Genomic DNA, 23,746 nt, shown 5'->3' on the forward strand with positions numbered 1-23,746 from the left:
TTCGCGGGAGGCAACATGAGGTTCGCCAAGGTCCTCGTCGCGAACCGCGGCGAAATCGCGTGCCGCGTGATCCGCACGCTCAAGCGGCTCGGCATCGCGTCGGTCGCGATTTATTCGGATGCCGATCGCGACGCGCGTCACGTGGCGCTCGCCGACGAAGCGGTGCGTGTCGGGCCCGCGCCGGCGGCCGACAGCTACCTGAACGTCGCGGCGATCCTCGCCGCCGCGCGCGAGACCGGCGCGCAGGCCGTGCATCCCGGCTACGGCTTCCTGTCCGAGCATGCCGGTTTCGCCGATGCATGCGAGGCAGCGGGCCTGCGCTTCATCGGACCGCGCGGCGATCACATGCGTGCATTCGGCCTCAAGCACACCGCGCGCTCGCTCGCCGCCGCGCACGGCGTCGCGCTGCTGCCGGGCACGGGCCTGCTCGACGATGTGGCGACGGCGCTCGCCGAAGCCGACGCAATCGGTTATCCCGTGATGCTGAAAAGCACCGCCGGCGGCGGCGGGATCGGCATGTCGCTCTGCCGCGATGCCGCGCAGCTCGAGGCGGCCTTCGAATCCGTCGTGCGGCTCGGTAACGCGAACTTCGCGCATGCGGGGGTCTATCTCGAGAAGTTCGTCGAACACGCGCGGCACATCGAAGTGCAGATCTTCGGCGACGGGCTGGGCGGCGCGATCGCGCTCGGCGAACGCGATTGCTCCGTGCAGCGCCGCAACCAGAAGGTGATCGAGGAAACGCCCGCGCCGGACCTGAGCGGCGCCGAGCGCGATGCGCTGCATGCGAGCGCGGTGCGGCTCGCCCGCGCGGTCGGCTACGCGTCGGCCGGCACCGTCGAATTCGTGTTCGACGCGAACGCGCGGCAGTTCTATTTCCTCGAGGTGAATACGCGGCTGCAGGTCGAACATTGCGTGACCGAAGCGGTGACGGGCGTCGATCTCGTGGAATGGATGATCCTGCAGGCCGAAGGCGACCTGCCGCCGCTCGACACGCTCGCCGTCGCGCCGCGCGGCGCGAGCATCCAGGTGCGGCTCTATGCGGAGGATCCGCACAAGCAGTTCCAGCCGAGCGCGGGGTTGCTCACACACGTCGCGTTTCCGGACGACGTGCGCGTCGACGGCTGGATCGAAGCGGGCACCGAGATCAGCGCGCATTACGATCCGCTGCTCGCGAAGCTGATCGTGCGCGGCGATACGCGGCGCGACGCGCTGGCCGCATTGCAGGCCGCGCTCGCCCGTACCGAGCTGTACGGGATCGAGACCAACCTCGACTACCTGCGCGCCGTCGTCGGCTCGGACACGTTCGCGCGCGGCGCGCCGACGACGGCATTCCTGTCGCGCTTCGCGTTCGCGCCGCACACGATCGACGTGCTCGACGGTGGCGTGCAGACCACCGTGCAGCAAGCCCCCGGGCGAGTCGGCTACTGGAGCGTCGGCGTGCCGCCGTCCGGTCCGATGGACGATCGCGCGTTCGATCTCGCGAACGCGCTGCTCGGCAACGCGCGCGACGCGGCGGGGCTGGAATTCACGATGGTCGGCGCGACGCTGCGCTTCAACACGGCGACGCTGTTCGTGCTCGGCGGCGCGCCGCTCGCGGCCACGCTCGATGGCGAGCCCGCGCCGTTCTGGCAGGTGCTGCGCGCGCGGCCCGGCGCGGTGCTGAAGCTCGGCGGCGTGATGGGCGCGGGCGTGCGCGCGTGCCTTGCCGTGAAGGGCGGGCTGCAAGTGCCCGACTATCTCGGCAGCAAGGCGACCTTCACGCTCGGCCAGTTCGGCGGCCACGCGGGGCGCGCGCTGCGCAAGGGCGACGTGCTGCATCTGCACGCGGACGCGGGGCGCGGCGACGCGGGCGCGACGCTGGCCGCGGCCGACGTTCCCGCGCTGACGCATGCCTGGACGCTCGGCGTGCTCGACGGGCCGCACGGCGCGCCCGATTTCTTCACGCCCGACGACATCGCGATGCTCTACGGCACGCAGTGGACGGTCCATTACAACTCCAGCCGCACCGGCGTGCGGCTGATCGGACCGAAGCCGCAATGGGCACGCGTGGACGGCGGCGAGGCAGGCCTGCATCCGTCGAATATCCACGACAACGCGTATGCGATCGGTGCGGTTGATTTCACCGGCGACATGCCGGTGATCCTGGGCCCCGACGGTCCGAGTCTCGGCGGCTTCGTGTGCCCGGTGACGGTCGTGCGCGACGAGTTGTGGAAGCTCGGGCAGTTGCGCCCGGGCGATACCGTGCAGTTCGTGCGCGCCCGCGTGTCGCCCGCCCCTGCCGCCGCCGCGATCGCGCCTGCGGCATCCGCTGGCGCGCCGGACGATTGCGTGCTGCATCGCGACCCGTCGGCCGGCGGCGGCATCGGCGTGGTGTACCGGCGCTCGGGCGATCGCAACGTGCTGGTCGAATACGGGCCGCTCGTGCTCGACCTGAACCTGCGCTTTCGCGTGCACGCGCTGATGTGCTGGCTCGACGCGCACCGGCTGCCCGGCATGCTCGACCTGACGCCGGGGATACGTTCGCTGCAGGTGCAGTTCGACGCGCGGACGCTGCCGCTCGCCACGCTGCTCGCGCATCTGCAGGCCGCCGAGCGCGAATTGCCCGACGTGGCCGACATGCGCGTGCCGAACCGCATCGTGCATCTGCCGCTGTCGTGGGACGACCCGTCGACGCGCGTCGCGATCGAGCGCTACATGCAGTCGGTGCGGCCCGATGCGCCGTGGTGCCCGAGCAATATCGAGTTCATCCGGCGCATCAACGGCCTGGCGAGTATCGACGACGTGAAGCGCATCGTGTTCGACGCGCGCTATCTGGTGATGGGGCTCGGCGACGTCTACCTCGGTGCGCCGGTCGCGACGCCGATCGATCCGCGGCACCGGCTGGTGACCACGAAGTACAACCCCGCGCGCACCTGGACGCCGGAGAACGCGGTCGGCATCGGCGGCGCGTACCTGTGCGTGTACGGGATGGAAGGGCCCGGTGGCTACCAGTTCGTCGGCCGGACGGTGCAGATGTGGAACCGCCACCGCACCACGCGCGAATTCGAGGCCGGCAAGCCCTGGCTGCTGCGCTTCTTCGACGAGATCCGCTTTTACGAAGTCAGCGAGGCGGAGCTGACCGCGCTGCGCGCGGATTTCATCGCGGGCCGCGCGGCGCTGAGGATCGAGGAATCCGTGTTCGATCTGGGCGCATACAACCGTTTTTTGCGCGACGAGGCGGATTCGATCGCGACGTTCAAGGCCGCGCAGCAAACCGCGTTCGAAGCCGAGCGTGAGCGATGGCGGGCGGCCGGGCACGCGGAATACGTCGGCGACGCGGAGCAGGGCGACGCGCAGGCGGCGCGGGCAGCGGGCGCGCTCGACGACACGCAGCGGGCGATTGCCGCGGACGTGTCGGGCAGCGTGTGGAAGGTGCTGGTCGAGGCGGGCGAGCGCGTGACCGAAGGGCAGGTCGTCGCGATCGTCGAGTCGATGAAGATGGAGGTGGCGGTGACGGCAACGGAAGACGGCACGATCGAGACGATCGATTGTGCGCCGGGCGCGGCGGTGGTGGCCGGCCAGCGGCTGATGGTAATGAAGGCGGGCGCCGCCGAGGAGGTCGCATGAGCACGGCGGAACGTTCCATCCTGCCCGGGCTGCGCTCGATTGCAGCGCTGCGCGCGCGCTACGTGGCGGGCGACCTGACGCCGCATGCGCTCGTCGACGCGATCGCCGCGCATTTCGACGCCGGCGATCCGCATCATGCGTGGATCCGTCCGCTGACGCGCGCGGAGATGGCGCGGTATGCCGACGCGCTCGCCGGGCGCGACGTCGCGTCGTTGCCGCTTTACGGCGTGCCGTTCGCGATCAAGGACAACATCGACCTCGCCGGCATACCGACGACGGCGGCCTGCCCGGCGTATGCGTACACGCCGGCGCGCAGCGCGCCCGTCGTCGAGCGGCTGATCGCGGCCGGTGCGATTCCGGTCGGCAAGACCAATCTCGACCAGTTCGCGACGGGGCTCTCGGGACAGCGCTCGCCTTACGGCGCGTGCCGCAACGCGCTCGATCCGCGCTATGCGTCGGGCGGGTCGAGTTCCGGGTCGGCGGTGGCGGTCGCACTCGGCGTCGCGACGTTCTCGCTCGGCACCGACACCGCCGGTTCCGGGCGCGTGCCGGCCGCGTTCCACGGCCTCGTCGGGCTCAAGCCGACCCGCGGTGTGGTGAGTACGCTCGGCGTCGTGCCGGCCTGCCGGTCGCTCGATTGCGTGTCGGTGTTCGCGCACTCGCCGGCCGATGCGCGGGCGGTGTTCGACGTTGCGCATGGCGTGATCGAAGGAGATCCTTACGGGCGCGCATGGCAGCCGCCGGCGGGCGCGGCCGGACTGCGCGCGCATCCGGCGCGGCCGCTCGCGCAAGTGCGCTTCGGCGCACCGCGAGCCGATCAGCTCGAATTCTTCGGCGACGAATCGTATCGCGCGGCCTGGGGCGCGGCGCTCGAACGCCTGCGCGCGACCGGCGCGGAAGTCGTCGAGATCGATTTCAGCCCGTTCCTGGCGGCCGCGCGGCTGCTGTATGACGGCCCGTGGGTTGCCGAGCGGCTCGCCGCGATCGGCGCATTCGCCGCGCGGGAACCCGATGCGCTGCATCCGGTGATCCGCGAAATCGTCGGCGGCGCGTCGCGCTTCAGCGCGGCCGACGCGTTCGCGGCATTCGACCGGCTCGCGACGCTGCGCGTCGAGGCGGCGCGCGCATGGAGCGGGCTGGACGCGATCGTCATGCCGACCTCGGCGACGACCGCGACCGTCGACGCGCTCGAAGCCGATCCGATCGGCGTCAACTCGCGCTTCGGCTACTACACGAATTTCGTCAACATGCTCGACCTGTCGGCGATCGCCGTGCCGGCCGGCACGTGCGAAAGCGGGCGGCATGCGGGTTTGCCGTTCGGGATCACGTTCGTCGGCCGCGCAAACGACGATGCGCGGCTGCTCGATCTCGCCCAGGCGTGGACCGGCGGTGCCGTCGCTGCCGGCGATGCGGCCGTCCGGGATGCCGGGTCGCCAGCGCCGGCGGCATCGGCCTGCGACGCGTCGTCCGCTGTCGTGCGCGTGGCCGTCGTCGGCGCGCATCTGCGTGGCGAACCGTTGAATGGGCAGCTCACGCAGCGGGGCGCGCACTTCGTCGCCGCGACGACGACGGCTGCCGCCTATCGACTCTATGCGCTGTCCGCGGCGGCCTGCGGTGGCGTCGCCAAGCCTGGCCTCGTGCGCGTGCCGGACGGCGGCGCGCCGATCGCGGTCGAGATCTGGGAGATGCCCGTCGACGCATACGGCAGCTTCGTCGCCGGGATTGCCGCGCCGCTCGGCATCGGCACGCTGACGCTCGCGGACGGCTCGCGGGTGCAGGGCTTCCTGTGTGAAAGCGCGGCGCTCGACGATGCGCAGGACATCACGCACTTCGGCGGCTGGCGCGCATACCGCGCTCAGGCCGCCAGCGGCGCGTTGCAATGAATGCCCGGTCGCGCGTTGCTTAGGCACCCGCGCGACCGGCACCCGAAACGATACGGAGATTCCCATGTCAACGACCCGTAACCCAACCGGCTGGCTCGCCGTTCGACGCGAGCTGACGGCGCGCGGCAAATGGACGCTCGGCCTGGCGTCCTTTCTGCTGCCGTTCGCCGTCTGGTGCCTGATCAGCTATGTGCCGTTCGTCTGGCATCCGCAAATGCGCATCACGAATCCGGGAAGCGTCGACTATTTCCAGACCGGCATGCAGATCGACCGCGACGTGTTCGACGACGAGCTCGCGCATGCGCGTGCGACGCACGCGGCCGTGCCCGAGGGCGTGCGCGCGAACCCGGTGTACCTGCCTGCGCCGCACCAGGTGCTGCGCGCGTTCTACACGGCGTTCACGACGCCGCCTGCATCGCGCGATGGCGTGTGGCTGCACGAGAGCCTCTGGCACAGCATCCGGATCATCTTCTGGGGCTTTGTGATCTCGTCCGCGATCGGCGTGCCGCTCGGCATCGTCTGCGGCACCTTCAGCGCGCTCGCGCGGCTGCAGGAGCCGTTCCTGGAGTTCTTCCGCTATCTGCCGGCGCCCGCATTCGGCGCGCTGATGGTCGCGATCCTCGGCATTTACGACGCGCCGAAGGTCGCGATCATCGTGATCGGCACGCTGTTCCAGCAGGTGCTGATCATTGCGAACACGACGCGCAAGCTCGAATACGGGCTGTTCGAGGCCGCGATGACGCTCGGCACGAAGAAGCTTCAGCTGCTCACGCACGTCGTGATTCCGGGGGTGCTGCCGGATCTGTATCGCGACCAGCGGATCCTGCTCGGCTGGGCGTGGACCTACCTGATCGTGGCCGAACTCGTCGGCACGAGCTCGGGCATCACGTGGTACATCAGCCAGCAGGCGCGCTATCAGCATTTCGACAACGTATACGCGGCGATCCTGATGATCGGGATCATCGGCCTCGGCACCGACATCGCGCTCGGACTGCTCGGCCGCAAGCTGTTTCCGTGGGACCGCACACTGAAGGCGTGACGCCCGTCGACGCGCATCCATCGACCGATTTCCGTAGAGGGCATCATGCAGAATCCGCAAGCCGTTCCCGATTACCTGATTCAATCCGACGCGGTGCGCGAGCGCTTCGCGCGACTCAAAGCCCGCGACGTGATTCTCGACGTGCGGCATGTCGGCAAGCGTTTCGCGACGCCGCAGGGCGAGTGCGTCGCGCTCGACGACATCAGCTTCCGTACCCACCGGCGCGAGTTCGTGTGCGTGATCGGTCCGTCCGGCTGCGGCAAGTCGACGCTGATTCGCATCCTGGCGGGGCTCGAGGCGCAGACGAGCGGCGAGGTGCTGCTGGACGGCAAGCCCGTGCAGGGGCCGGGCGCCGATCGCGGGATGGTGTTCCAGGGCTATACGCTGTTTCCGTGGCTCACCGTGAAGAAGAACGTGATGTTCGGCCTCCGAATGAATGGCAGCAGCGGCGGCGAAGCCGAGCGCGAGGCGCTGCAGTGGCTTGATCTGGTCGGACTGACGCGTTTCGCCGACGTGTATCCGCATCAGTTGTCGGGCGGCATGAAGCAGCGCGTGGCGATCGCCCGCGCGCTCGCGAATCGTCCGCGCATCCTGCTGATGGACGAGCCGTTCGGCGCGCTCGACGCGCAGACGCGTGCGCGGATGCAGACACACCTGCTCGACATCTGGCGCAATATCGACGTGACGATCCTGTTCATCACGCACGATCTCGACGAGGCGATCTTCCTCGCGGACCGGATTCTCGTGCTCAAGGCGAACCCGGGCGGCGTGCAGGAACTGATCGAGGTGCCCGTGGCGCGGCCGCGGGACTATTCGCAGGTCAATACGCCCGAATTCATCGCGACGAAGGCGCGGCTCGAAGCGCTGATCCATCCGAAGGAGGAGGCGGCGGACGATGAGGGGGTGAAGCCGCACATGATCCGGATGACGGACGTTTCGGATAATGTCGAGTAACGGGAGTGGTTATGGTTCGGCGTTTTTATTCATTGTGTCTGGTGGCGTGCAGGGCGAAATAATGCCGTTGCGCGCGCCCGGCACATCTGCGGGGTGATCCCCGGCGACACCGGGCCGCTCGGCCGCAACGACAGCCGGCTCTTTGCCGGCCTGTCGCCGGGCGACCAGCTCCGCCTGCGCGAAACGGCGCTGGCGCTGCGTGCCGAAGCGAGCGTTCTGTTCATCCGGTTCGCGTTGAAGGATGCCGGCATCGTCGCGCCGATCGAACCGGAGGTGCGCGATGCCGCGACACCGGTGCCGTCCGACGACGACCTGCTCCATCCACAGTGCCGGCCGATGCCGGACCACTACTGGCGCAGCGATGTGCTGGCCGCGGGCGCCACCACGTGTACGGCCGATTTCGCCGTACTGGATCGCGATGGTGCCGTGTCCGGCTATTTCCGCTGGGAGACGTCGATCGAGATCGCCGGAGGCGGGGCGGATTCGTAGCAGCCCGATTTCAGGCCGTCGTCGGGCCGCGACGGCAACGTCAACCTGGCGCCCGATACCGGTTTCCCGGCGATCTTCCGCGCGAATGCCGCGTTCAAGCAGGATGCCGAACCGTTTGGTTCGCGGGCCGCACGCGTTTCATGGACGGCCCGCCAGCGTTAGTTTCGCTCCTGTTCCAGCCAGCGTCGTTGCGATGCATAGAGATGCGTGCGCATGGCCGCCTGGGCCATCAGCACCTCGCCGTTTTCCAGCGCGTGAAGAATGGACTCGTGTTCGTCGAACGCCTTGGCCCATGTCTGCCTGCTTTCGGTGCGCGCGCTGACGCGCGACGAGATCGGACTGTGGCGTCCGTCGAACAGTTCGCCCACCAGCCTGACCAGCACCGAATTGCCGGTCATCGCTGCAATCGCGACGTGAAATTCGCGATCGTGCTGCAGCGGGGAACGGCCTTCCGCGATGGCGGACCGCATTGCATCGACCGCGCGGCGCACGGGCGCCAGCCGTTCGGGCGTCGCGTGTGCGCATGCGAGTTCGACGACGCTGCCTTCGAGTGCGGCGCGGGCGCTTGTCAGTTCGATCGGGTTTTCGCCCAGCGGTGTCGCCGCGGTATTCGACGCCTTCGCTGGAGGGCACACGAACACGCCGGAGCCCATCCGGACTTCGACGATGCCTTCGATTTCCAGCGCGATGAGCGCCTCTCGAACCGACGGGCGTGACACGCCCAGCTGCTGAGCCAGATCCCGCTCGGGCGGCAGGCGTTCTCCGTCGGCGAACCGCCCCGCATCGATGAGCGAACGAATCTGGTCGGCGATGCGCTGATACAGGCGGCGTGTATCCACCTGTTTGAACTGGTCCAGCAACGCTCCCCCTTGCCGCATACCGCGGATGTCTGTTCCGAAGCGATCAGTCTACTGCACTTTGAATGGCCTGACCAATTCAGACGAAGTCGATGGCGCCTTCCGATGTCGCAGGGAGCTGGATGGATAAATTGGCCTTACCAAGTTTTCAATCCAGTCGGTTCTTGCCGATTCCGCTTTGCGCCCAATGAAAAAGCGGCAAGGTGAGCGTATTCGAGCCACCCGATGCGCGCTTTGTCACCATGCCTTTTAGGGATTTCCCCAAATTTCCGGCGATTGGCTTGACCAATGGTGGCCAGACCAATAGCATGTGTTTGGTCAGGCCAATTTGGTGGTGCCGCGCGCCACATCGTCCTGTTTCACCCATTACAGAGATACCGATGAGAACCGTCATTTGTGAAGAACCCGGTCGTCTGGTCGTTGCCGAGCGCCCGGTGCCGGCCGTGGGCCCCGACGATGTCCTGATCCGCGTGAAGCGGGTTGGTGTATGCGGCACCGACATGCATATCTTCACCGGCAACCAGCCGTACCTCGCCTATCCCAGGGTGATGGGGCACGAGCTGGCCGGCGTCGTCGAGACGGCGCCGGCGGGCGCACGCGTCAAGGCCGGCGACCAGGTCTACGTGATGCCGTATCTGTCGTGCGGAACGTGTGTCGCGTGCCGTGCGGGCAAGACCAATTGCTGCACCCGGATCCAGGTGCTGGGCGTGCACGCCGACGGCGGCATGGTCGAATACCTCGCCGTTCCGCAGGCCTTCGTGTTCGCGGCCAACGGCGTCACGCTCGACCAGGCCGCGATGATCGAATTCCTCGCGATCGGCGCGCACGCGGTCGCGCGTGCCGAGGTCCGGGCCGGGCAACGCGTGCTGGTTGTCGGCGCGGGCCCGATCGGCATGGCCGCGCTGATCTTCGCCATGCTGCGCGGCGCGCAGGTCAGCGTGCTCGACGGCCGCGCGGACCGGCTGGCAGTCTGCGCGACGGCGCTGGACGCGCACGCCACCGTGCCGCTCGACGTGAGCGGGGCCGGCGCCGATGTCGAGCGCCTCGCGGCGCTCACCGACGGCGAATTCTTCGATGTCGTGTTCGACGCCACCGGCAATCTCGTCGCAATGGAGCGCGGCCTGGACTTCGTCGCGCACGGCGGGAAGTACGTGCTGATCTCGCTCGTGAAGGGCCGCATTTCGTTCTCCGACCCGGAATTCCACAAGCGCGAGACGACGCTGCTCGCGAGCCGCAACGCGACGCCGGCCGATTTCGAAACCGTGCTCGACGCAATGCGTGCGGGGCGGGTGCCGACCGACGCGCTGAAGACGCACGCGCTGACGCTCGCGGACTTGCCCGACCGGTTCGCGGAACTCCTCGAACCGGACGCCGGCGTGATCAAGGCACTCGTCGAATGCTGAACGCGGAGCGCGAACCAATGGGCAACCCGATCCTGCAGTTCGGCACCAGCCGCTTCCTCCAGGCGCACGTCGACCTGTTCGTGTCGGAAGCGCTGGCAGCCAGCCGCGCACTCGGTGCGATCACCGTGGTGCAGACGACGTCGAGCGCGGAAAGCCGTGCCCGCATCGATGCGTTGCGCGCGACCGGGCGCTACCCGGTGCGGATTCGCGGCCGGCGGCACGGCGAGACGATCGATCGCGAGGTCGACTGCACGGCGATCACGGAAGCGTTGCATGCGGCGGACGACTGGGCGCGGTTGCGCGAGCGCGTCGCATGCGAGGTCCGGGCCATCGTGTCCAACACCGGCGACAGCGGCTATGCGCCGTTCGACGACGACGGGGCCGATCTGCTTGCCGGCCACCGCGCGCCGCGCGGTTTCGCGGCGAAGCTCGTGGTGCTGCTGCACGAGCGTTTCCGCGCGGGCGGGGCACCCGTCACGCTGCTGCCGTGCGAACTCGTCGCGCGCAACGGCGACACGCTGCGCGACCTGGTGGTTGCCGTCGCGCGGGGCTGGCGCGCGGACGCGGCTTTCGTCGATTACCTGATCGACGGCTGCGTGTGGGTCAACTCGCTCGTCGACCGGATCGTGTCGGAGCCGATTCACCCGGTCGGCGCGATCGCCGAACCGTATGCGTTGTGGGCGGTGCGGCGCACGGCGGGGATGACGCTGCCGTGCGAGCACCCCGACATCGTCGTGACCGACGATCTCGAACGCTACGAGCGCCTGAAGCTGCTGCTGCTCAATCTCGGGCATACGGTACTCGCCGAACAATGGCGCACGCGCGGCGGCTCGCCTGACATGACGGTGGGCGCGGCGATGGGCGATCCCGCGTACCGCGCACCGCTCGAGGCGGTATGGAGCGAAGAGGTGATGCCGGTGTTCGATGCGCTCGGCGAGCGCGACGCGGCGCTGGCCTACCTCGATGACGTGCGCGAACGCTTCCTGAACCCGTTCCTCGCGCATCGGCTGACCGATATCGCGGGCAATCACGACATGAAGAAGACACGGCGCCTGCGCCCGGTGGTCGAGATGGCGCGCATGCTGAAGCTATCGGTCGCGCAGCCGTACCTGATCGCGGCGCTCGGGTGAGCGGGCGTCCGGGCCGGCATCCAGCGAAGTGAAATCAAATGAAATGGAATGGAGACACGCAACGATGACGACACGCATTATCGATGTGCTGGTACGTGACATTCGCTTTCCAACGTCCAGGAGCATGGACGGCTCGGATGCAATGAACGGCAACTCCGACTATTCGGCAACCTACGTGACGCTCGTCACCGATGCCGGCGACGGCCTTCGCGGGCATGGGCTAACGTTTACGATCGGCCGCGGCAACGACCTGTGTGTCGACGCGGCGCACGCGCTCGCGAAGCTGTTCGTGATCGGCCGGTCGCTCGACGAGATCACGGCCGATTTCGGCGCGTACTGGCACGAAATGGTCGCGGGCGACTGCCAGTTGCGCTGGGTCGGCCCGGAGAAGGGCGTGGTGCATCTCGCGACGGCCGCGCTGATCAACGCGATCTGGGATCTCTGGGCGAAAACGGCGCGCAAGCCGGTCTGGAAATTCCTGGTCGACATGCCGCCCGAACAACTCGTGAACTGCATCGACTTCACGTACATCGACGACGTGCTGACGCGCGACGAGGCCGTCGCGTTGCTGCGCCGGGCCGCACCCGGCAAGGTGCAGCGCGAGCGGGAGATGCGCGAGCACGGCTTTCCCGGCTACACGACCGCGGCCGGCTGGCTCGGTTATTCGGAGGAGAAGATGCGTGCGCTCGCACGCGCCGCCGTGGCCGACGGATGGACCCACCTGAAGCAGAAGGTCGGCGCGGATCTCGAGCAGGACGTGCGGCGTGCGCGCATCCTGCGCGAAGAACTCGGTTGGGAGCGCAAGCTGATGATGGATGCGAACCAGAACTGGGGCGTCGACGAGGCGATCGCGAACATGCGGGTGCTCGCGCGGTTCGATCCGTGGTGGATCGAGGAGCCCACCAGCCCGGACGACATTCTTGGTCATGCGGCGATCCGGCAGCGGATCGGGCCGATCGGTGTCGCGACCGGCGAGCATGCGCACAACCGCGTGATGTTCAAGCAGTTCTTCCAGGCCGGCGCGCTCGATTTCTGCCAGCTCGATCCCGCGCGGCTCGGCGGGCTCAACGAAGTGCTCGCCGTCGTGCTGATGGCGGCGAAGTTCGGCGTGCCGGTGTGCCCGCACGGCGGCGGCGTTGGCCTGTGCCAGTACTCGCAGAACATCGTGATGTTCGACTATATCGCGGTGTCGGGCTCGCTGGAGCGGCGCGTGCTCGAATACGTCGACCATCTTCACGAGCATTTCGAGGCGCCGATCGTGATTCGCCGCGGGCGCTACATGCCTCAGGAGGCGCCTGGTTACGGCGTCACGATGAAGCCGGCTTCGCTCGATGCATTCGCGTACCCGGACGGGCCCGAATGGCGAGCGTAGTCGAACGGGCATCACGACAAGAACCATATCGGAGACAACGATGAACCACGATTCGCAGCAATCGCAGCACCTTGCCAGGGCGGTCAGGAAGGCCGCCGTCCGGCTCTTGCCGTTCCTCACGCTGATGTACGCGCTCGCCTTCATCGATCGCGCGAACGTCGGCTTCGCGAAGCTCGCCTATCAGGCCGACACGGGCTTGAGCGATGCGGCATTCGCATTCGGCGCCGGCATTTTCTTCATCGGTTATGCATTGTTCGAAGTGCCGAGCAATCTCATCATGAATCGCATCGGCGCGCGCGTGTGGATGAGCCGGATCATGGTGACGTGGGGCTTCGTCTCGGCGTCGATGATGTTCGCGCATACGCCGACGCAGTTCTATACGATCCGCTTCCTGCTCGGCGCGGCGGAGGCCGGGTTCTTTCCAGGCATCATCCTGTATCTGACCTACTGGTTTCCTGCGAAGGGGCGCGCCCGCGCGCTCGGACTGTTCTACTTCGGCGTGCCCGTCGCGATGCTGATCGGCAATCCGCTGTCGGGCTTCCTGCTGCAGATGCATGACATGTTCGGTCTGCGGAACTGGCAATGGATGTATCTGGTCGAGGGGCTGATGGCGACCGTGGTTGGCGTGATCGCGTTCTTCTACCTGACGAGCCGGCCGAAAGACGCGCGCTGGCTGACCGACGACGAGAAGCGCGCATTGTGCGACACGCTCGACGCGGAAGAGCGCGCGAAATCGCGGCACCTGTCCGCAGCCGTGTTCGGCGTGCTGAAGGACCGTCGCGTGCTGACCTTCATTGCCGCGTACTTCTGCATCCAGATCGGCAATGCGCCGCTCGCGTTCTATCTGCCGTCGAAATTCGCCGCGACGATGGGCACCCAGATCGATGGAAAGATCGGGTTGCTGCTGATGATTCCGTGGCTGTGCACGATTGCGGCGATGATCGTCGCGACGCGATTCGCGGATCGCCACGACAACCATCTGCAGGTCGCGACCGGCATGCTGACGGTCGGGATTCTCGCATTCGCATCGATATCCGTGATCAACACGCCGGTGCTGGCGCTGCTCGCCTTCTGCATCGCGATCCCAGGGCTGGTTGCGTGCCAGCCGGTGTTCTGGTGCCTGCCGACGCGTTATCTCGGCGGGACGGGCGCGGCGAGCGGCATTGCGTTCATCGTGTCGATCGGCAATCTCGGCGGCTTCGTGTCGCCGCAGATCAAGGCGTTCGCGGACGCGGCATCGCACGATTCGCGCACGGGCTTCGTGGTGGTTGCGGCGTTGTGCTTCGTCAGCGTGCTGCTGCTGCGCTCGCTGCGCGGCATGGGGCACGCGGGCGCGGAAAGCGGGCCGGGCGGCGTGCAGGCCGGTTCGCATCGCTGAAGCGTTCGCCGGCGCCGCAAGGCGGCCTGCCGGCGCGGAACCACCCATCTTGAATCCAGGATTACCGTCATGTCTTTTCCCCCTACCGGGCCGGTTGCGATCCGACTCCATCCGAACGACGATGTCGTGATCGCGACGCGCCAGCTCGTGTCCGGCGACCTGATCGCGTCCGAGGCGCTCGCCGTGTCCGGCCTGATTCCGCCGGGCCACAAGGTGGCCGTGCGCGACATCGCGAAGGGCGAGCCGGTCAGGCGCTACAACCAGATCATCGGCGTCGCGCGCGAGACGATCGCGCGCGGTCAGCATGTGCACGTGCACAATCTCGGCATGGCCGAGTTTGCGCGCGTGCACGCGTTCGGCGCTGCCGCGAGTCCGACACGTCTCGACGACACACCGGCGACCTTCCTGGGTATTCGTCGTGACGACGGACGGATCGCGACGCGCAACTACATCGGCATACTGACTAGCGTCAATTGCTCCGCCACGGTGGCGCGTGCGATCGCCGATCATTTCCGGCGAGAGGTGAACCCGCGGGCGCTGGCCGACTATCCGGACATCGACGGCGTGATCGCGCTCACGCACGGGCTCGGCTGCGGGATCGATTCGCGGGGAGACGGAATCGCGATCCTTCGGCGCACGCTGGCGGGCTACGCCGCGCATCCGAATTTCCACTCGGTGCTGTTCATCGGTCTCGGTTGCGAGACCAACCAGATCGGCGACGTGCTGCGCGAAGGCGGGCATGCGGATGCTGCGCGCCTGCACCACTTCATGATCCAGGAGAGCGGCGGCACGCGCAGGACGATCGAGCGCGGCATCGCGATGGTCACGGACATGCTCGCGGACGCGAACCGTGCGGTGCGGGTCGCGATGCCGGCGGCGCATCTCGTGGTGGGGCTGCAGTGCGGCGGCTCGGACGGCTACTCGGGCATCTCGGCGAATCCCGCGCTGGGGGCGGCCGTCGACCGACTGGTACGGCAGGGCGGTACGGCGATCCTTTCCGAGACGCCCGAAATCTACGGCGCCGAGCATCTGCTCACCCGGCGTGCCGTCAGCCGCGACGTCGGCGAAAAGCTGCTCGCGCGCATCGCGTGGTGGGAAGCCTATTGCGCACGTCACGGCGCCGCGCTGGACAACAATCCGTCGGCCGGCAACAAGGCGGGCGGGCTCACGACGATCCTCGAGAAATCGCTCGGCGCGATCGCGAAGGCCGGAACCACGAATCTCGTCGACGTATACGAATATGCGCAGCGTATCGATGCGCGTGGCCTCGTTTTCATGGATTCGCCCGGCTACGACCCGATGTCGGCGACGGGGCAAGTCGCGTCGGGCGCGAACCTGATTTGCTTCACGACGGGGCGGGGTTCGGCTTACGGCTGTGCGCCGGCGCCGTCGTTGAAACTTGCAACGAATACCGCGCTGTGGGTGCGTCAGGAAGACGACATCGATATCGATTGCGGCGGGGTGATCGACGGTACGTCGAGTGTCGACCAGCTCGGCGCCGCGATCTTCCAGCACATGCTCGACTGCGCGTCCGGCAATCGCTCGAAAAGCGAGCTGCACGGCTACGGCCAGAACGAATTCGTGCCCTGGCAGGTTGGCGTGATCACCTGATCGCGTTTTGCTCGTTGCGGTGTGGCCCGGATGACGGTGTCGCGCGCGCTGCGAGCACTGACGGCCGAACGCGTGCTGACCCTCACCCTGTCGGCACATACGATCACGCTCGAGGCCCTGATTCCCGGCAGGGAGTGGCGCATAATGTTTCGAGGTCGACCCTTGGCTGGAAGAGGGTTTTATGCGCTGCACAATATGCGGGTCCGAGAATCCTCCCGGTGCGAGGTTCTGCCAGGAATGCCAGGCCGTGCTGTCCCGCACGTGTCCGCAATGCGGGCATGAGGCGGCGCCGGCGGCCCGCTTCTGCAGCCATTGCGGAACGTCGCTGACACCGCCCGCCGCGCCGTCGTTTTCCCGACCGTCGGGCCGCGAACCGCCACCTACCCCGATTCATTACACGCCCGATCATCTTGCCGAGCGCATCCGTGCCGAACACGCGGCCATGGAAGCGCGCGGCGAGCGCGCCGGCGAGCGCAAGACCGTTACCGCGCTGTTCGCCGACATGGCCGGGTCGACCGCGCTGATCCACGATCTCGATCCCGAAGTGGCGCATCGCCTGATCGTCCCCGTGGTCGAGCTGATGATGGAAGCGGTCCACTACTACGAGGGATACGTCGCGAAATCGCTCGGCGACGGCATCCTCGCGTTGTTCGGCGCACCGATCGCCCACGAAGACCATGCGCAGCGCGCGCTGTTCGCCGCATTGCGCATGCAGCAGGCGATGCGGCAGCATGGCGACCGCATTCGTCTGCAGGAAGGCATTCCTCTGCAGATTCGCGTCGGCGTTCATACGGGCGAAGTCGTCGTCCGTTCCATCCGCACCGTCGACCTGCACACCGAATACGATCCGCTCGGGCATACGATCCACATCGCGTCGCGGATCGAGGGCATCGCCACGCCCACGTCGATTCTCGTCAGCGAGTCCACCCATAAGCTCGCCGAAGGCTATTTCGAGTTCAAGGCGCTGGGCGCGACACAACTCAAGGGCATTCCCGCGCCGCTGTGCGTATACGAGGTGCTTGGCCTGGGCGCTTTGCGCACGCGCCTGCAACTGGCGGCACATCGCGGTCTCGCGCGCTTCGTCGGTCGCGAGACGGAAATGGAGCATCTGAACCGTGCGCTGGAGGCCATGAGGTCGGGGCACGGGCGCGTCGTCGGTGTCGTGGGGGAGGCGGGCGTCGGGAAGTCTCGTCTGTTCCACGAGTTCAAGGAGCGCTCGCGACGTGGCGCGCTGGTGCTGGAGACGTTCTCGGTCTCGCACGGCAAGGCGTTTCCCAATTTACCGCTCATCGAACTCCTGAAGAACTATTTCCAGATCACGACGCAGGACGACGAGCGGCGCTGCCGGGAGAAGGTGATCGGCAAGGCGCTCGCGCTCGAGCGCAGTTTCGAGGACCTCGTGCCCTACGTCCTCTATCTGCTTGGAATCGGCGAGGGCGGGTCGGTACTCGTCGACATGGATCCGCAAATCCGGCGCGACCGCACCTTCGACGCGATCAGGCAGCTTCTCGTGCGAGAGAGCTGGAATCAGCCGGTCCATTTGCTGTTCGAGGATCTGCAATGGCTCGACCGCGAAACGGAAGCGTTTCTCACCTACCTGGTCGACCACGTGCCCGACGCACGCATCCTGCTTCTCGTGAACTACCGGCCCGAATATCAGCCCGCATGGGCCGGCGCGGATCATTGCAGCAGGATCCGGCTCGAACCGCTTGGCCCGTCCGATGCGCAAGGACTGCTCGCGGTGCTGCTCGGCGAGGATCGCACGCTCGTGCCGCTCAAGCAGCTCATTCTGGAGAAGACGGAGGGCAACCCGTTCTTCATGGAGGAAGTGGTCCAGACGCTCGTGGAAGAGCAATCGCTGCTCGGCGATGCCGGGCGTTATCACATCGTCGAGACCCCGACCACGCTGCACATTCCCACCACCGTGCAGGGCGTGCTGGCCGCGCGTATCGACCGGCTTCCCATCGAGGAAAAGGAACTGCTGCAGGCGCTCGCGGTGATTGGCCACGAATTCCCGTTCAGTCTGATCCGGCAAATTTGCGGTGAGGCGCCGGCGCGCGACGACGAACTGCGTCGTCTGCTCGCCCACCTGGAAGAAGCGGAGTTCATCTTCGAGCGCCCGGCCTTTCCCGAAGTCAATTACTCGTTCAAGCACGCGCTGACCCAGGAAGTGGCCGGGCGCTCGTTGCTTACGGAGCGGCGCACCACGCTGCACGAGCGCACCGCGCAGGCGATCGAGATGCTGTTCCCGACGCGCATCGCCGATTACTGCAGCGAACTTGCGCACCACTACGGTCAGAGCGGAAACATTCCCAAGGCAGTCGAATACCTGCATCGCGCGGCACAGCAGGCGCTGCGCCATGCCGCCCATCACGATGCGATGAATCACCTTGGAGCGGCGCTTGCGTTGCTGAAGGGCCTGCCGGACACACCCATGCGTGCGCATTGGGAACTGACGGTGCTGCTTTCCCTTGGGCCCGTCCTGATGGACGTGCGCGGGTATGGCGCGACGGAGGTTGGCACGACCTATACGCGTGCGCTCGATTTGTGCGAGCGCACGGGCGAGGCATCGCAGCGCTTTGCGACGCAGCTGGGATTGCGGATGTACCACCTGGTGCGCGGCGAGTACGCTCTCGCGACCGATCTCGGCAAGCAGATGCTCGTAACCGCAAGGAATGCGAATGATCCGGGTCTCCTCGTCGAGGCGCACAGTGCATTGGGCTCGTGCTTTTTTCTGCAGGGCGATTTCGGCACGGCTCGCACACACCTGGAACAGGCCCTTGCGATCTACGATCCGGAGCAGCATCAGGCGCACGTCTTCGCCCACGGAGTGGATCCCGGTATCCGGGCGCTCAGTTTCCTGGTGCTGACCTTGTGGATTCAGGGGTATCCCGACCAGGCGCTCAAGCGCAGCGTTGAAGCACTTGCGCTCGCACGGCATCTTTCTTATGGGCCGTCACTGGCGTTCAGCCTGACCTACACGGCGCACTTGCATCAACTGAGGCGGGAGCCGATGCTTGCCGCCGAGCGCGCGGACGCGGTCATTGCCGTATCGACCGAGCACGGATTGCCGTACTGGCTCGCTTGGGGGACGCTTCTGCGAGGCTGGGCGATGAGCGCGCAAGGAGACATCCAGGGCGGCATCGCGCAGATGCAGCTGGGCCTCGACGCGCAGCGGGCAGCGGGCGGCGAAGATCAGCGGCCTTATGGTCTTGCGTTGCTCGCCGACAGTTACTGGCGCGCGGGTGACGAGCGGGCCGCCCTGGACATGCTGGAAGAGGCGACGACGATCGTCGAGCACTCCGGCGAGCATTGCTACGAGGCCGAGCTGTACCGGCTCACGGGAATCTATCTGGCCGGCGCGGCGAGCAAGAAGGGGGCTGCCGCCACACGTGAAGACGAAGCGGTCGACTGTTTTCATCGGGCGATCGCGCGCGCGCGCCGGCAGGGTGCCAGAGCGCTGGAATTGCGAGCAGCATCGGACCTCGCTCGGCTACTGCAACGACAGGGGAAGATTGTCGAGGCAAGGCAGGCGCTGTCCGAGGTGTACGCCTGGTTCACGGAAGGATTCGACACGTGCGATCTGCGAGAGGCGAAAGCGCTGCTGGATGCCTTGGACGGGCGCGCAGAATGAATGGGCCTGCGATGCACGACGACGTATCGCGTGACGACGCACCGTCCATGAACTGCCGTTGTTCCGTATAGCTAAGAACTGGGGAGACGGACATGACGATTACGCACACGCGACGCCGCAACGATCTGCCGCGCAAACCGATCGCGCTGGCCTTGCAGGGGGGCGGGATGCACGGCGCCTTCACCTGGGGCGTGCTTGACCGGCTGCTCGAAGACGGCAGGCTCGAAATTGAGGGTGTCAGTGCAACCAGTGCCGGCGCGATGAACGCCGCCGTACTCGCGTACGGGCTGCAACAAGGCGGCGAAGACGGCGCGCGTCAGGCACTGCACGACTTCTGGCAGGCGGTCGCGCGATCGGCGGAGCACTACAACCCGCTGCGCTGGGTGCCGTGGCTGAAGGGCACGCACAGCTTCGGGCTCGATCATTCGCCGCTCTATGCGTTCGCCGACATGATGCTGCGCGTCTTTTCGCCGTATCAGTTCAATCCGAACAACCTGAATCCGCTGCGCGAAGTGCTCGAAAGCCACGTCGATTTCGACGCACTGCGCAAGCACTGTCCGATCCGGTTGTACCTGTGCGCCACCAACGTCGAGACGGGGAAGATACGCATCTTCACGGGCGAGGACGTCAGTGCGGACGCGGTGCTGGCCTCGGCATGCGTGCCGACACTGTTCCAGGCGGTCTCGATCGATGGCGAATATTTCTGGGACGGCGGCTACATGGGCAATCCGGCCATCTATCCGCTCATCTACAATTGCGCGACGCGCGACGTCGTGATCGTGCACATCAATCCGCTCGTGCGACGCGGCGTGCCGATCACGGCGGCGGAAATCCTCAATCGCATCAGCGAGATCAGTTTCAATTCGTCGCTGATGCGCGAGATGCGGGCGATCGCGTTCGTCACCGAACTGATCCAGCAGGGCACGATCGATCGCGGCGAGATGAAGGAAATGCTGATCCATTCGATTCGCGCCGACGACGCCATGTGCGCGTTGAGCGTATCGAGCAAGTACAACGCGGATTGGGCATTTCTCAGCGAACTGCATGACCATGGTCGGCGCGAAGCCGACGCATGGCTTGCGCATCACTACGGAAACATCGGGCAGCGGTCGAGTATCGACATCCGCAGGGAGTTTCTCTGAACGCATCGCGGTAATGTCGGCATGGGGCGATCATGCGCAGACGCCCCGGGCCAAGGAGCGAACGTGAGCCGGATGCAGGAGCGGTTCGTCGCGTTGTGGTCGTGCAGCGGCGGGACAGATGCCGAGGGTGTCTATCGGATGCTGGCGCGATGCTATGCGGAGCCGGTGCGCCATTACCACACGCTCGTCCACGTGCGGCGATGCTTGCGCCAGTTCGACCTGGCACGCGAGTCGATTCCCGAACCGGACGCCGTCGAACTCGCGCTCTGGTTCCATGACGTGATCTTCGTGCCCGGCGCGAAGGACAACGAGCAGAACAGCGCGGACTGGTTCCGGCGCCGGGCGGGCGAGCGAATCCGCGCCTGCGACCAGATTTGCGCGATGATTCTCGCGACGACCCACTCGGGTATTGCCGCAGGACTGGATGCCCGTTTCGTCTGCGACATCGACCTGGCCGTGCTCGGCGCTTCCCGCAGCCGGTTTCGCGAAGACGGCCGGCGTCTGCGGGCGGAGCGTCCCGATCTTGACGACCGGGCCTACGACCTTCATGAGCGAACCATTTTGCGCGGGCTGCTCGTGCGTCCGCGCATCTATCTGACGGACTTCTTCTACACGCGTTGCGAGATGCAGGCCCGCAGGAATTTGAGCTGGCGGCTCGGTTTGCCGGTTTCCGAATCGGAATGAAGAACGGCTGCGCCGACGTGATGATCGATCGAAGCGGTGCTCGAGCCCGGGCGATTGCCGTCTGAATTTTTGGGGGCCGGAATGAAACGTCGCGCCGGTATTGCCCCTCAGCCCGCTCGCTACCCAAACTTAAACGAAATGTGACCCCTTCCCGCTGCAAAATTTTGCACAATGGCGGCAGCGCGGCGTTGCTGCCGCGATTCGCTCTCGCTGGCCGGTCTTTCGGCCCTGGGCAGACCAGAACCCGTCTTTTGACTTCCGGAACCACTACGACGTGCCGCCGCCGACCGCCATGGACCACCCCAAACGCATCCTGATCGTCGAGGACGATGCCGACATCGCCGACGTGCTGAGCCTGCACCTGCGCGACGAGCGCTACGAAGTGGTTCACAGCGCGGACGGCACGGAAGGGCTGCGCCTGCTCGAACAGGGCAACTGGGACGCACTGATCCTCGACCTGATGCTGCCCGGCGTCGACGGCCTGGAAATCTGCCGGCGCGCGCGCGCGATGGCGCGCTACACGCCGATCATCATCACGAGCGCACGCTCGAGTGAGGTGCACCGGATCCTCGGCCTCGAACTCGGCGCCGACGACTACCTCGCGAAGCCGTTCTCGGTGCTCGAACTCGTCGCGCGGGTCAAGGCGTTGCTGCGGCGCGTCGACGCGCTCGCGCGCGATTCGCGGATCGACGCGGGCACGCTCGACGTGGCCGGGCTGTCGATCGACCCGATCGCGCGCGAAGCTGCCGTCAATGGCGCGCGCATCGACCTCACGCCGCGCGAGTTCGACCTGCTGTATTTCTTCGCGCGGCATCCGGGCAAGGTGTTCTCGCGGATGGACCTGCTCAATGCCGTGTGGGGCTACCAGCACGAAGGCTATGAACACACGGTGAACACCCACATCAACCGGTTGCGCGCGAAGATCGAGGCCGATCCGGCCGAACCCGTGCGCATCCTCACCGTGTGGGGACGCGGCTACAAGCTCGCCGCGCCGGATCAGCGGGACACGTGATGAAGCTGACCCTCACCCAGCGGCTGTCGCTCGTGTTCTCGGTCCTGCTGCTCGCGTGCTCGGGGGCGTCGGCATGGCTGCAGATCCGCGCGAACGACATGCGCGAGAAGGAAGTCGTGCAGGGCCTGTCGCGCGATCTCGCCGCGCATATCGCGAGCAGCACGCCGCTGATGGACGCGAACGGGCTGCGCCCGGACGCCGTGCGCTCGTTGTTCGGCCAGCTGATGGGCGTGAATCCGAGCGTCGAGGTGTACCTGCTCGACAACGCGGGGCGCATCCAGGGCGACGACGCGCCGCCCGGCCACGTGAAGCGCGACCGCGTCGATCTGGCGCCGGTGCAGCGCTTCATCGCGGGCGATCCGCTGCCGATCCTCGGCGACGATCCGCGCAGCCCCGACGCGCGCAAGGTGTTCAGCGCCGCGCCGCTGCAGCGTGCGGGACAGCCGCCTTCCGGCTACATCTACGTGGTGCTGCTCGGCGAAGCGCACGACCGGCTGGCCGCGCGCGTCGACGCCGGCAACGTGCTGCGCACGACGCTGTGGTCGATGGCGCTTGTCGCGCTGCTCGGCCTGCTCGCGGGCCTGACCGCGTTCAGTTTCATCACGAGCCCGCTGCGCCGGTTGACCGATGCGATGCGCCGCTTCGACGCGAACGCGGCGCCCGACACGCAGCCGCCGGTGCCACGTTTGCCGCCCGGGCGGCGCGGCGACGACATCGCGGTGCTCGAATCCGCGTTCGCGCAGATGGCCGACCGGATCGGCGACCAGTGGCGCGCGCTGACGCGTCAGGACCAGCAGCGGCGCGAACTGATCACGAACATCTCGCACGACCTGCGCACGCCGCTGACGTCGCTGCACGGCTACCTCGAAACGCTGTCGCTGAAGTCCGACGCGCTCGCGGAGTCCGAGCGCCGCCGCTACCTGTCGATCGCGCTCGCGCAGAGCACGAAGGTCGGCCGCCTCGCGCAGGCGCTGTTCGAGCTCGCGCGGCTCGAATCGGGCGGCGTGCAGGCCGAGCGCGAGCCGTTCTCGCTCGTCGATCTCGTGCAGGACGTATTCGAGAAGTTCGAACTCGCCGCGCAGTCGCGCGGCGTCACGCTGCATGCGCGCATCCCGCCGCGCGTGCCGGTCGTGTCGGCCGATCTCGGGATGATCGAGCGCGTGCTGACCAACCTGCTCGACAACGCATTGCGGCACACGCCGCAGCACGGCGAAGTCGAAGTGGCGCTGACGCCGCAGGAAGACCGCGTGGTGGTGACCGTGTCGGATACCGGCGAAGGGATTCCGCCGGCGCGGCGCGAAGGGCTGTTCCAGCGGCCGCAACGGCCGATGAGCGGCGGTGCGGCGACGAGTGGCGGGCTCGGGCTGCTGATCGTGCACCGGATGCTCGCGCTCAACGGCAGCGGGATCCGGCTCGTCGACCGGGAGGGGCGTGGCGCGGTGTTCGAGTTCGCGCTGACGGTCGCGCAGCCGGCGGCCGGAGAGGCGCGCTGAAACGGACCGGCGCCGTCGTCGCGTTTTCCGCCGATCGGCATGCGTGGAATGGTGGACGG

Annotated in this window: 17 protein-coding genes; 15 read left to right on the forward strand and 2 right to left on the reverse strand. The window is 67.0% G+C overall.

The features are described 5' to 3' along the window. Positions 1–15 precede the first annotated feature (15 nt). The 5 genes from uca (at position 16) to ACT2FV_RS12075 (ending at position 7,971) form a co-directional block, all read left to right on the forward strand. Positions 16–3,606 carry an urea carboxylase gene (gene uca / locus ACT2FV_RS12055; protein ID WP_444503966.1) on the forward strand — a complete coding sequence of 1,197 codons (3,591 nt, stop codon included), beginning with the start codon at positions 16–18 and terminating at the stop codon, positions 3,604–3,606. Then, positions 3,603–5,489, forward strand: a complete 1,887-nt coding sequence (gene atzF, locus ACT2FV_RS12060; RefSeq protein WP_444503967.1) for an allophanate hydrolase — start codon at positions 3,603–3,605, stop codon at positions 5,487–5,489. Before uca ends, atzF begins: the two co-directional genes overlap by 4 nt. 64 nt (positions 5,490–5,553) lie before the next feature. After that, the gene (locus tag ACT2FV_RS12065) at positions 5,554–6,528 is read left to right on the forward strand and encodes an ABC transporter permease (RefSeq protein ID WP_444503968.1); all 975 of its coding nucleotides are present in this window, start codon (positions 5,554–5,556) and stop codon (positions 6,526–6,528) included. Positions 6,529–6,573: 45 nt separating this feature from the next. Then, positions 6,574–7,482 (forward strand): ABC transporter ATP-binding protein, encoded by a 909-nt coding sequence (locus tag ACT2FV_RS12070; protein ID WP_059606234.1) that lies wholly within the window; start codon positions 6,574–6,576, stop codon positions 7,480–7,482. Between the two features lie 93 nt (positions 7,483–7,575). Further along, positions 7,576–7,971 (forward strand): AidA/PixA family protein, encoded by a 396-nt coding sequence (locus ACT2FV_RS12075; RefSeq protein ID WP_244108022.1) that lies wholly within the window; start codon positions 7,576–7,578, stop codon positions 7,969–7,971. A 158-nt stretch (positions 7,972–8,129) separates the two neighbouring features. Here the strand turns inward: ACT2FV_RS12075 and ACT2FV_RS12080 are convergent, their stop codons facing one another. Both ACT2FV_RS12080 and ACT2FV_RS12085 read right to left on the reverse strand, forming a co-directional pair. Beyond that, entirely contained in the window at positions 8,130–8,831 is a 702-nt protein-coding gene (locus tag ACT2FV_RS12080; RefSeq protein ID WP_226117223.1) for a FadR/GntR family transcriptional regulator, read from the reverse strand. A gap of 145 nt (positions 8,832–8,976) precedes the next feature. After that, a complete protein-coding gene (locus ACT2FV_RS12085; protein ID WP_174912656.1) occupies positions 8,977–9,222 on the reverse strand; it encodes a hypothetical protein in 246 nt (81 codons plus the stop codon). Between ACT2FV_RS12085 and ACT2FV_RS12090 the strand changes: the two genes are divergently transcribed. From ACT2FV_RS12090 to ACT2FV_RS12135, 10 genes are all read left to right on the forward strand, one after another. Then, positions 9,209–10,231 carry a zinc-binding alcohol dehydrogenase family protein gene (locus ACT2FV_RS12090; RefSeq protein ID WP_444503969.1) on the forward strand — a complete coding sequence of 341 codons (1,023 nt, stop codon included), beginning with the start codon at positions 9,209–9,211 and terminating at the stop codon, positions 10,229–10,231. The two genes, ACT2FV_RS12085 and ACT2FV_RS12090, sit on opposite strands and share 14 nt — an antisense overlap. 17 nt (positions 10,232–10,248) lie before the next feature. Then, positions 10,249–11,361, forward strand: a complete 1,113-nt coding sequence (locus ACT2FV_RS12095) for a mannitol dehydrogenase family protein (RefSeq protein WP_444503970.1) — start codon at positions 10,249–10,251, stop codon at positions 11,359–11,361. A gap of 64 nt (positions 11,362–11,425) precedes the next feature. Further along, on the forward strand, positions 11,426–12,733 hold the full coding sequence (locus ACT2FV_RS12100; RefSeq protein WP_124627166.1) for an enolase C-terminal domain-like protein: 1,308 nt from the start codon (positions 11,426–11,428) through the stop codon (positions 12,731–12,733). Positions 12,734–12,773: 40 nt separating this feature from the next. Continuing rightward, positions 12,774–14,111 carry an MFS transporter gene (locus ACT2FV_RS12105; RefSeq protein WP_124627164.1) on the forward strand — a complete coding sequence of 446 codons (1,338 nt, stop codon included), beginning with the start codon at positions 12,774–12,776 and terminating at the stop codon, positions 14,109–14,111. A 69-nt stretch (positions 14,112–14,180) separates the two neighbouring features. After that, positions 14,181–15,722 (forward strand): UxaA family hydrolase, encoded by a 1,542-nt coding sequence (locus ACT2FV_RS12110; protein WP_444503971.1) that lies wholly within the window; start codon positions 14,181–14,183, stop codon positions 15,720–15,722. A gap of 181 nt (positions 15,723–15,903) precedes the next feature. Beyond that, complete coding sequence (locus ACT2FV_RS12115; RefSeq protein WP_444503972.1) at positions 15,904–19,356, forward strand: adenylate/guanylate cyclase domain-containing protein; 3,453 nt, start codon at positions 15,904–15,906, stop codon at positions 19,354–19,356. A gap of 92 nt (positions 19,357–19,448) precedes the next feature. Beyond that, complete coding sequence (locus ACT2FV_RS12120; protein WP_444503973.1) at positions 19,449–20,498, forward strand: patatin-like phospholipase family protein; 1,050 nt, start codon at positions 19,449–19,451, stop codon at positions 20,496–20,498. 138 nt (positions 20,499–20,636) lie between these two features. Beyond that, on the forward strand, positions 20,637–21,182 hold the full coding sequence (locus ACT2FV_RS12125; RefSeq protein WP_444504266.1) for an HD domain-containing protein: 546 nt from the start codon (positions 20,637–20,639) through the stop codon (positions 21,180–21,182). Positions 21,183–21,474: 292 nt separating this feature from the next. Beyond that, complete coding sequence (locus tag ACT2FV_RS12130; protein WP_059606358.1) at positions 21,475–22,194, forward strand: response regulator transcription factor; 720 nt, start codon at positions 21,475–21,477, stop codon at positions 22,192–22,194. Then, on the forward strand, positions 22,194–23,687 hold the full coding sequence (locus tag ACT2FV_RS12135) for a HAMP domain-containing sensor histidine kinase (RefSeq protein WP_444503974.1): 1,494 nt from the start codon (positions 22,194–22,196) through the stop codon (positions 23,685–23,687). Before ACT2FV_RS12130 ends, ACT2FV_RS12135 begins: the two co-directional genes overlap by 1 nt. Positions 23,688–23,746: the final 59 nt, after the last annotated feature.

The sequence above is a fragment of the Burkholderia sp. PR2 genome, assembly GCF_052372875.1.
GTDB lineage: Bacteria > Pseudomonadota > Gammaproteobacteria > Burkholderiales > Burkholderiaceae > Burkholderia > Burkholderia diffusa.

What these genes read in the sequence shown, in the direction of transcription:
- ACT2FV_RS12090 (WP_444503969.1), top strand. Translation starts at nt 9,209, where the DNA reads ATGAGAACCGTCATTTGTGAAGAACCCGGTCGTCTGGTCGTTGCCGAG.
- ACT2FV_RS12065 (WP_444503968.1), top strand. Translation starts at nt 5,554, where the DNA reads ATGTCAACGACCCGTAACCCAACCGGCTGGCTCGCCGTTCGACGCGAG.
- ACT2FV_RS12120 (WP_444503973.1), top strand. Translation starts at nt 19,449, where the DNA reads ATGACGATTACGCACACGCGACGCCGCAACGATCTGCCGCGCAAACCG.
- ACT2FV_RS12115 (WP_444503972.1), top strand. Translation starts at nt 15,904, where the DNA reads ATGCGCTGCACAATATGCGGGTCCGAGAATCCTCCCGGTGCGAGGTTC.
- ACT2FV_RS12085 (WP_174912656.1), bottom strand. Translation starts at nt 9,222, where the DNA reads ATGACGGTTCTCATCGGTATCTCTGTAATGGGTGAAACAGGACGATGT.
- ACT2FV_RS12125 (WP_444504266.1), top strand. Translation starts at nt 20,637, where the DNA reads ATGCTGGCGCGATGCTATGCGGAGCCGGTGCGCCATTACCACACGCTC.
- ACT2FV_RS12130 (WP_059606358.1), top strand. Translation starts at nt 21,475, where the DNA reads ATGGACCACCCCAAACGCATCCTGATCGTCGAGGACGATGCCGACATC.
- atzF (WP_444503967.1), top strand. Translation starts at nt 3,603, where the DNA reads ATGAGCACGGCGGAACGTTCCATCCTGCCCGGGCTGCGCTCGATTGCA.
- uca (WP_444503966.1), top strand. Translation starts at nt 16, where the DNA reads ATGAGGTTCGCCAAGGTCCTCGTCGCGAACCGCGGCGAAATCGCGTGC.
- ACT2FV_RS12095 (WP_444503970.1), top strand. Translation starts at nt 10,249, where the DNA reads ATGGGCAACCCGATCCTGCAGTTCGGCACCAGCCGCTTCCTCCAGGCG.
- ACT2FV_RS12110 (WP_444503971.1), top strand. Translation starts at nt 14,181, where the DNA reads ATGTCTTTTCCCCCTACCGGGCCGGTTGCGATCCGACTCCATCCGAAC.
- ACT2FV_RS12100 (WP_124627166.1), top strand. Translation starts at nt 11,426, where the DNA reads ATGACGACACGCATTATCGATGTGCTGGTACGTGACATTCGCTTTCCA.
- ACT2FV_RS12070 (WP_059606234.1), top strand. Translation starts at nt 6,574, where the DNA reads ATGCAGAATCCGCAAGCCGTTCCCGATTACCTGATTCAATCCGACGCG.
- ACT2FV_RS12135 (WP_444503974.1), top strand. Translation starts at nt 22,194, where the DNA reads ATGAAGCTGACCCTCACCCAGCGGCTGTCGCTCGTGTTCTCGGTCCTG.
- ACT2FV_RS12105 (WP_124627164.1), top strand. Translation starts at nt 12,774, where the DNA reads ATGAACCACGATTCGCAGCAATCGCAGCACCTTGCCAGGGCGGTCAGG.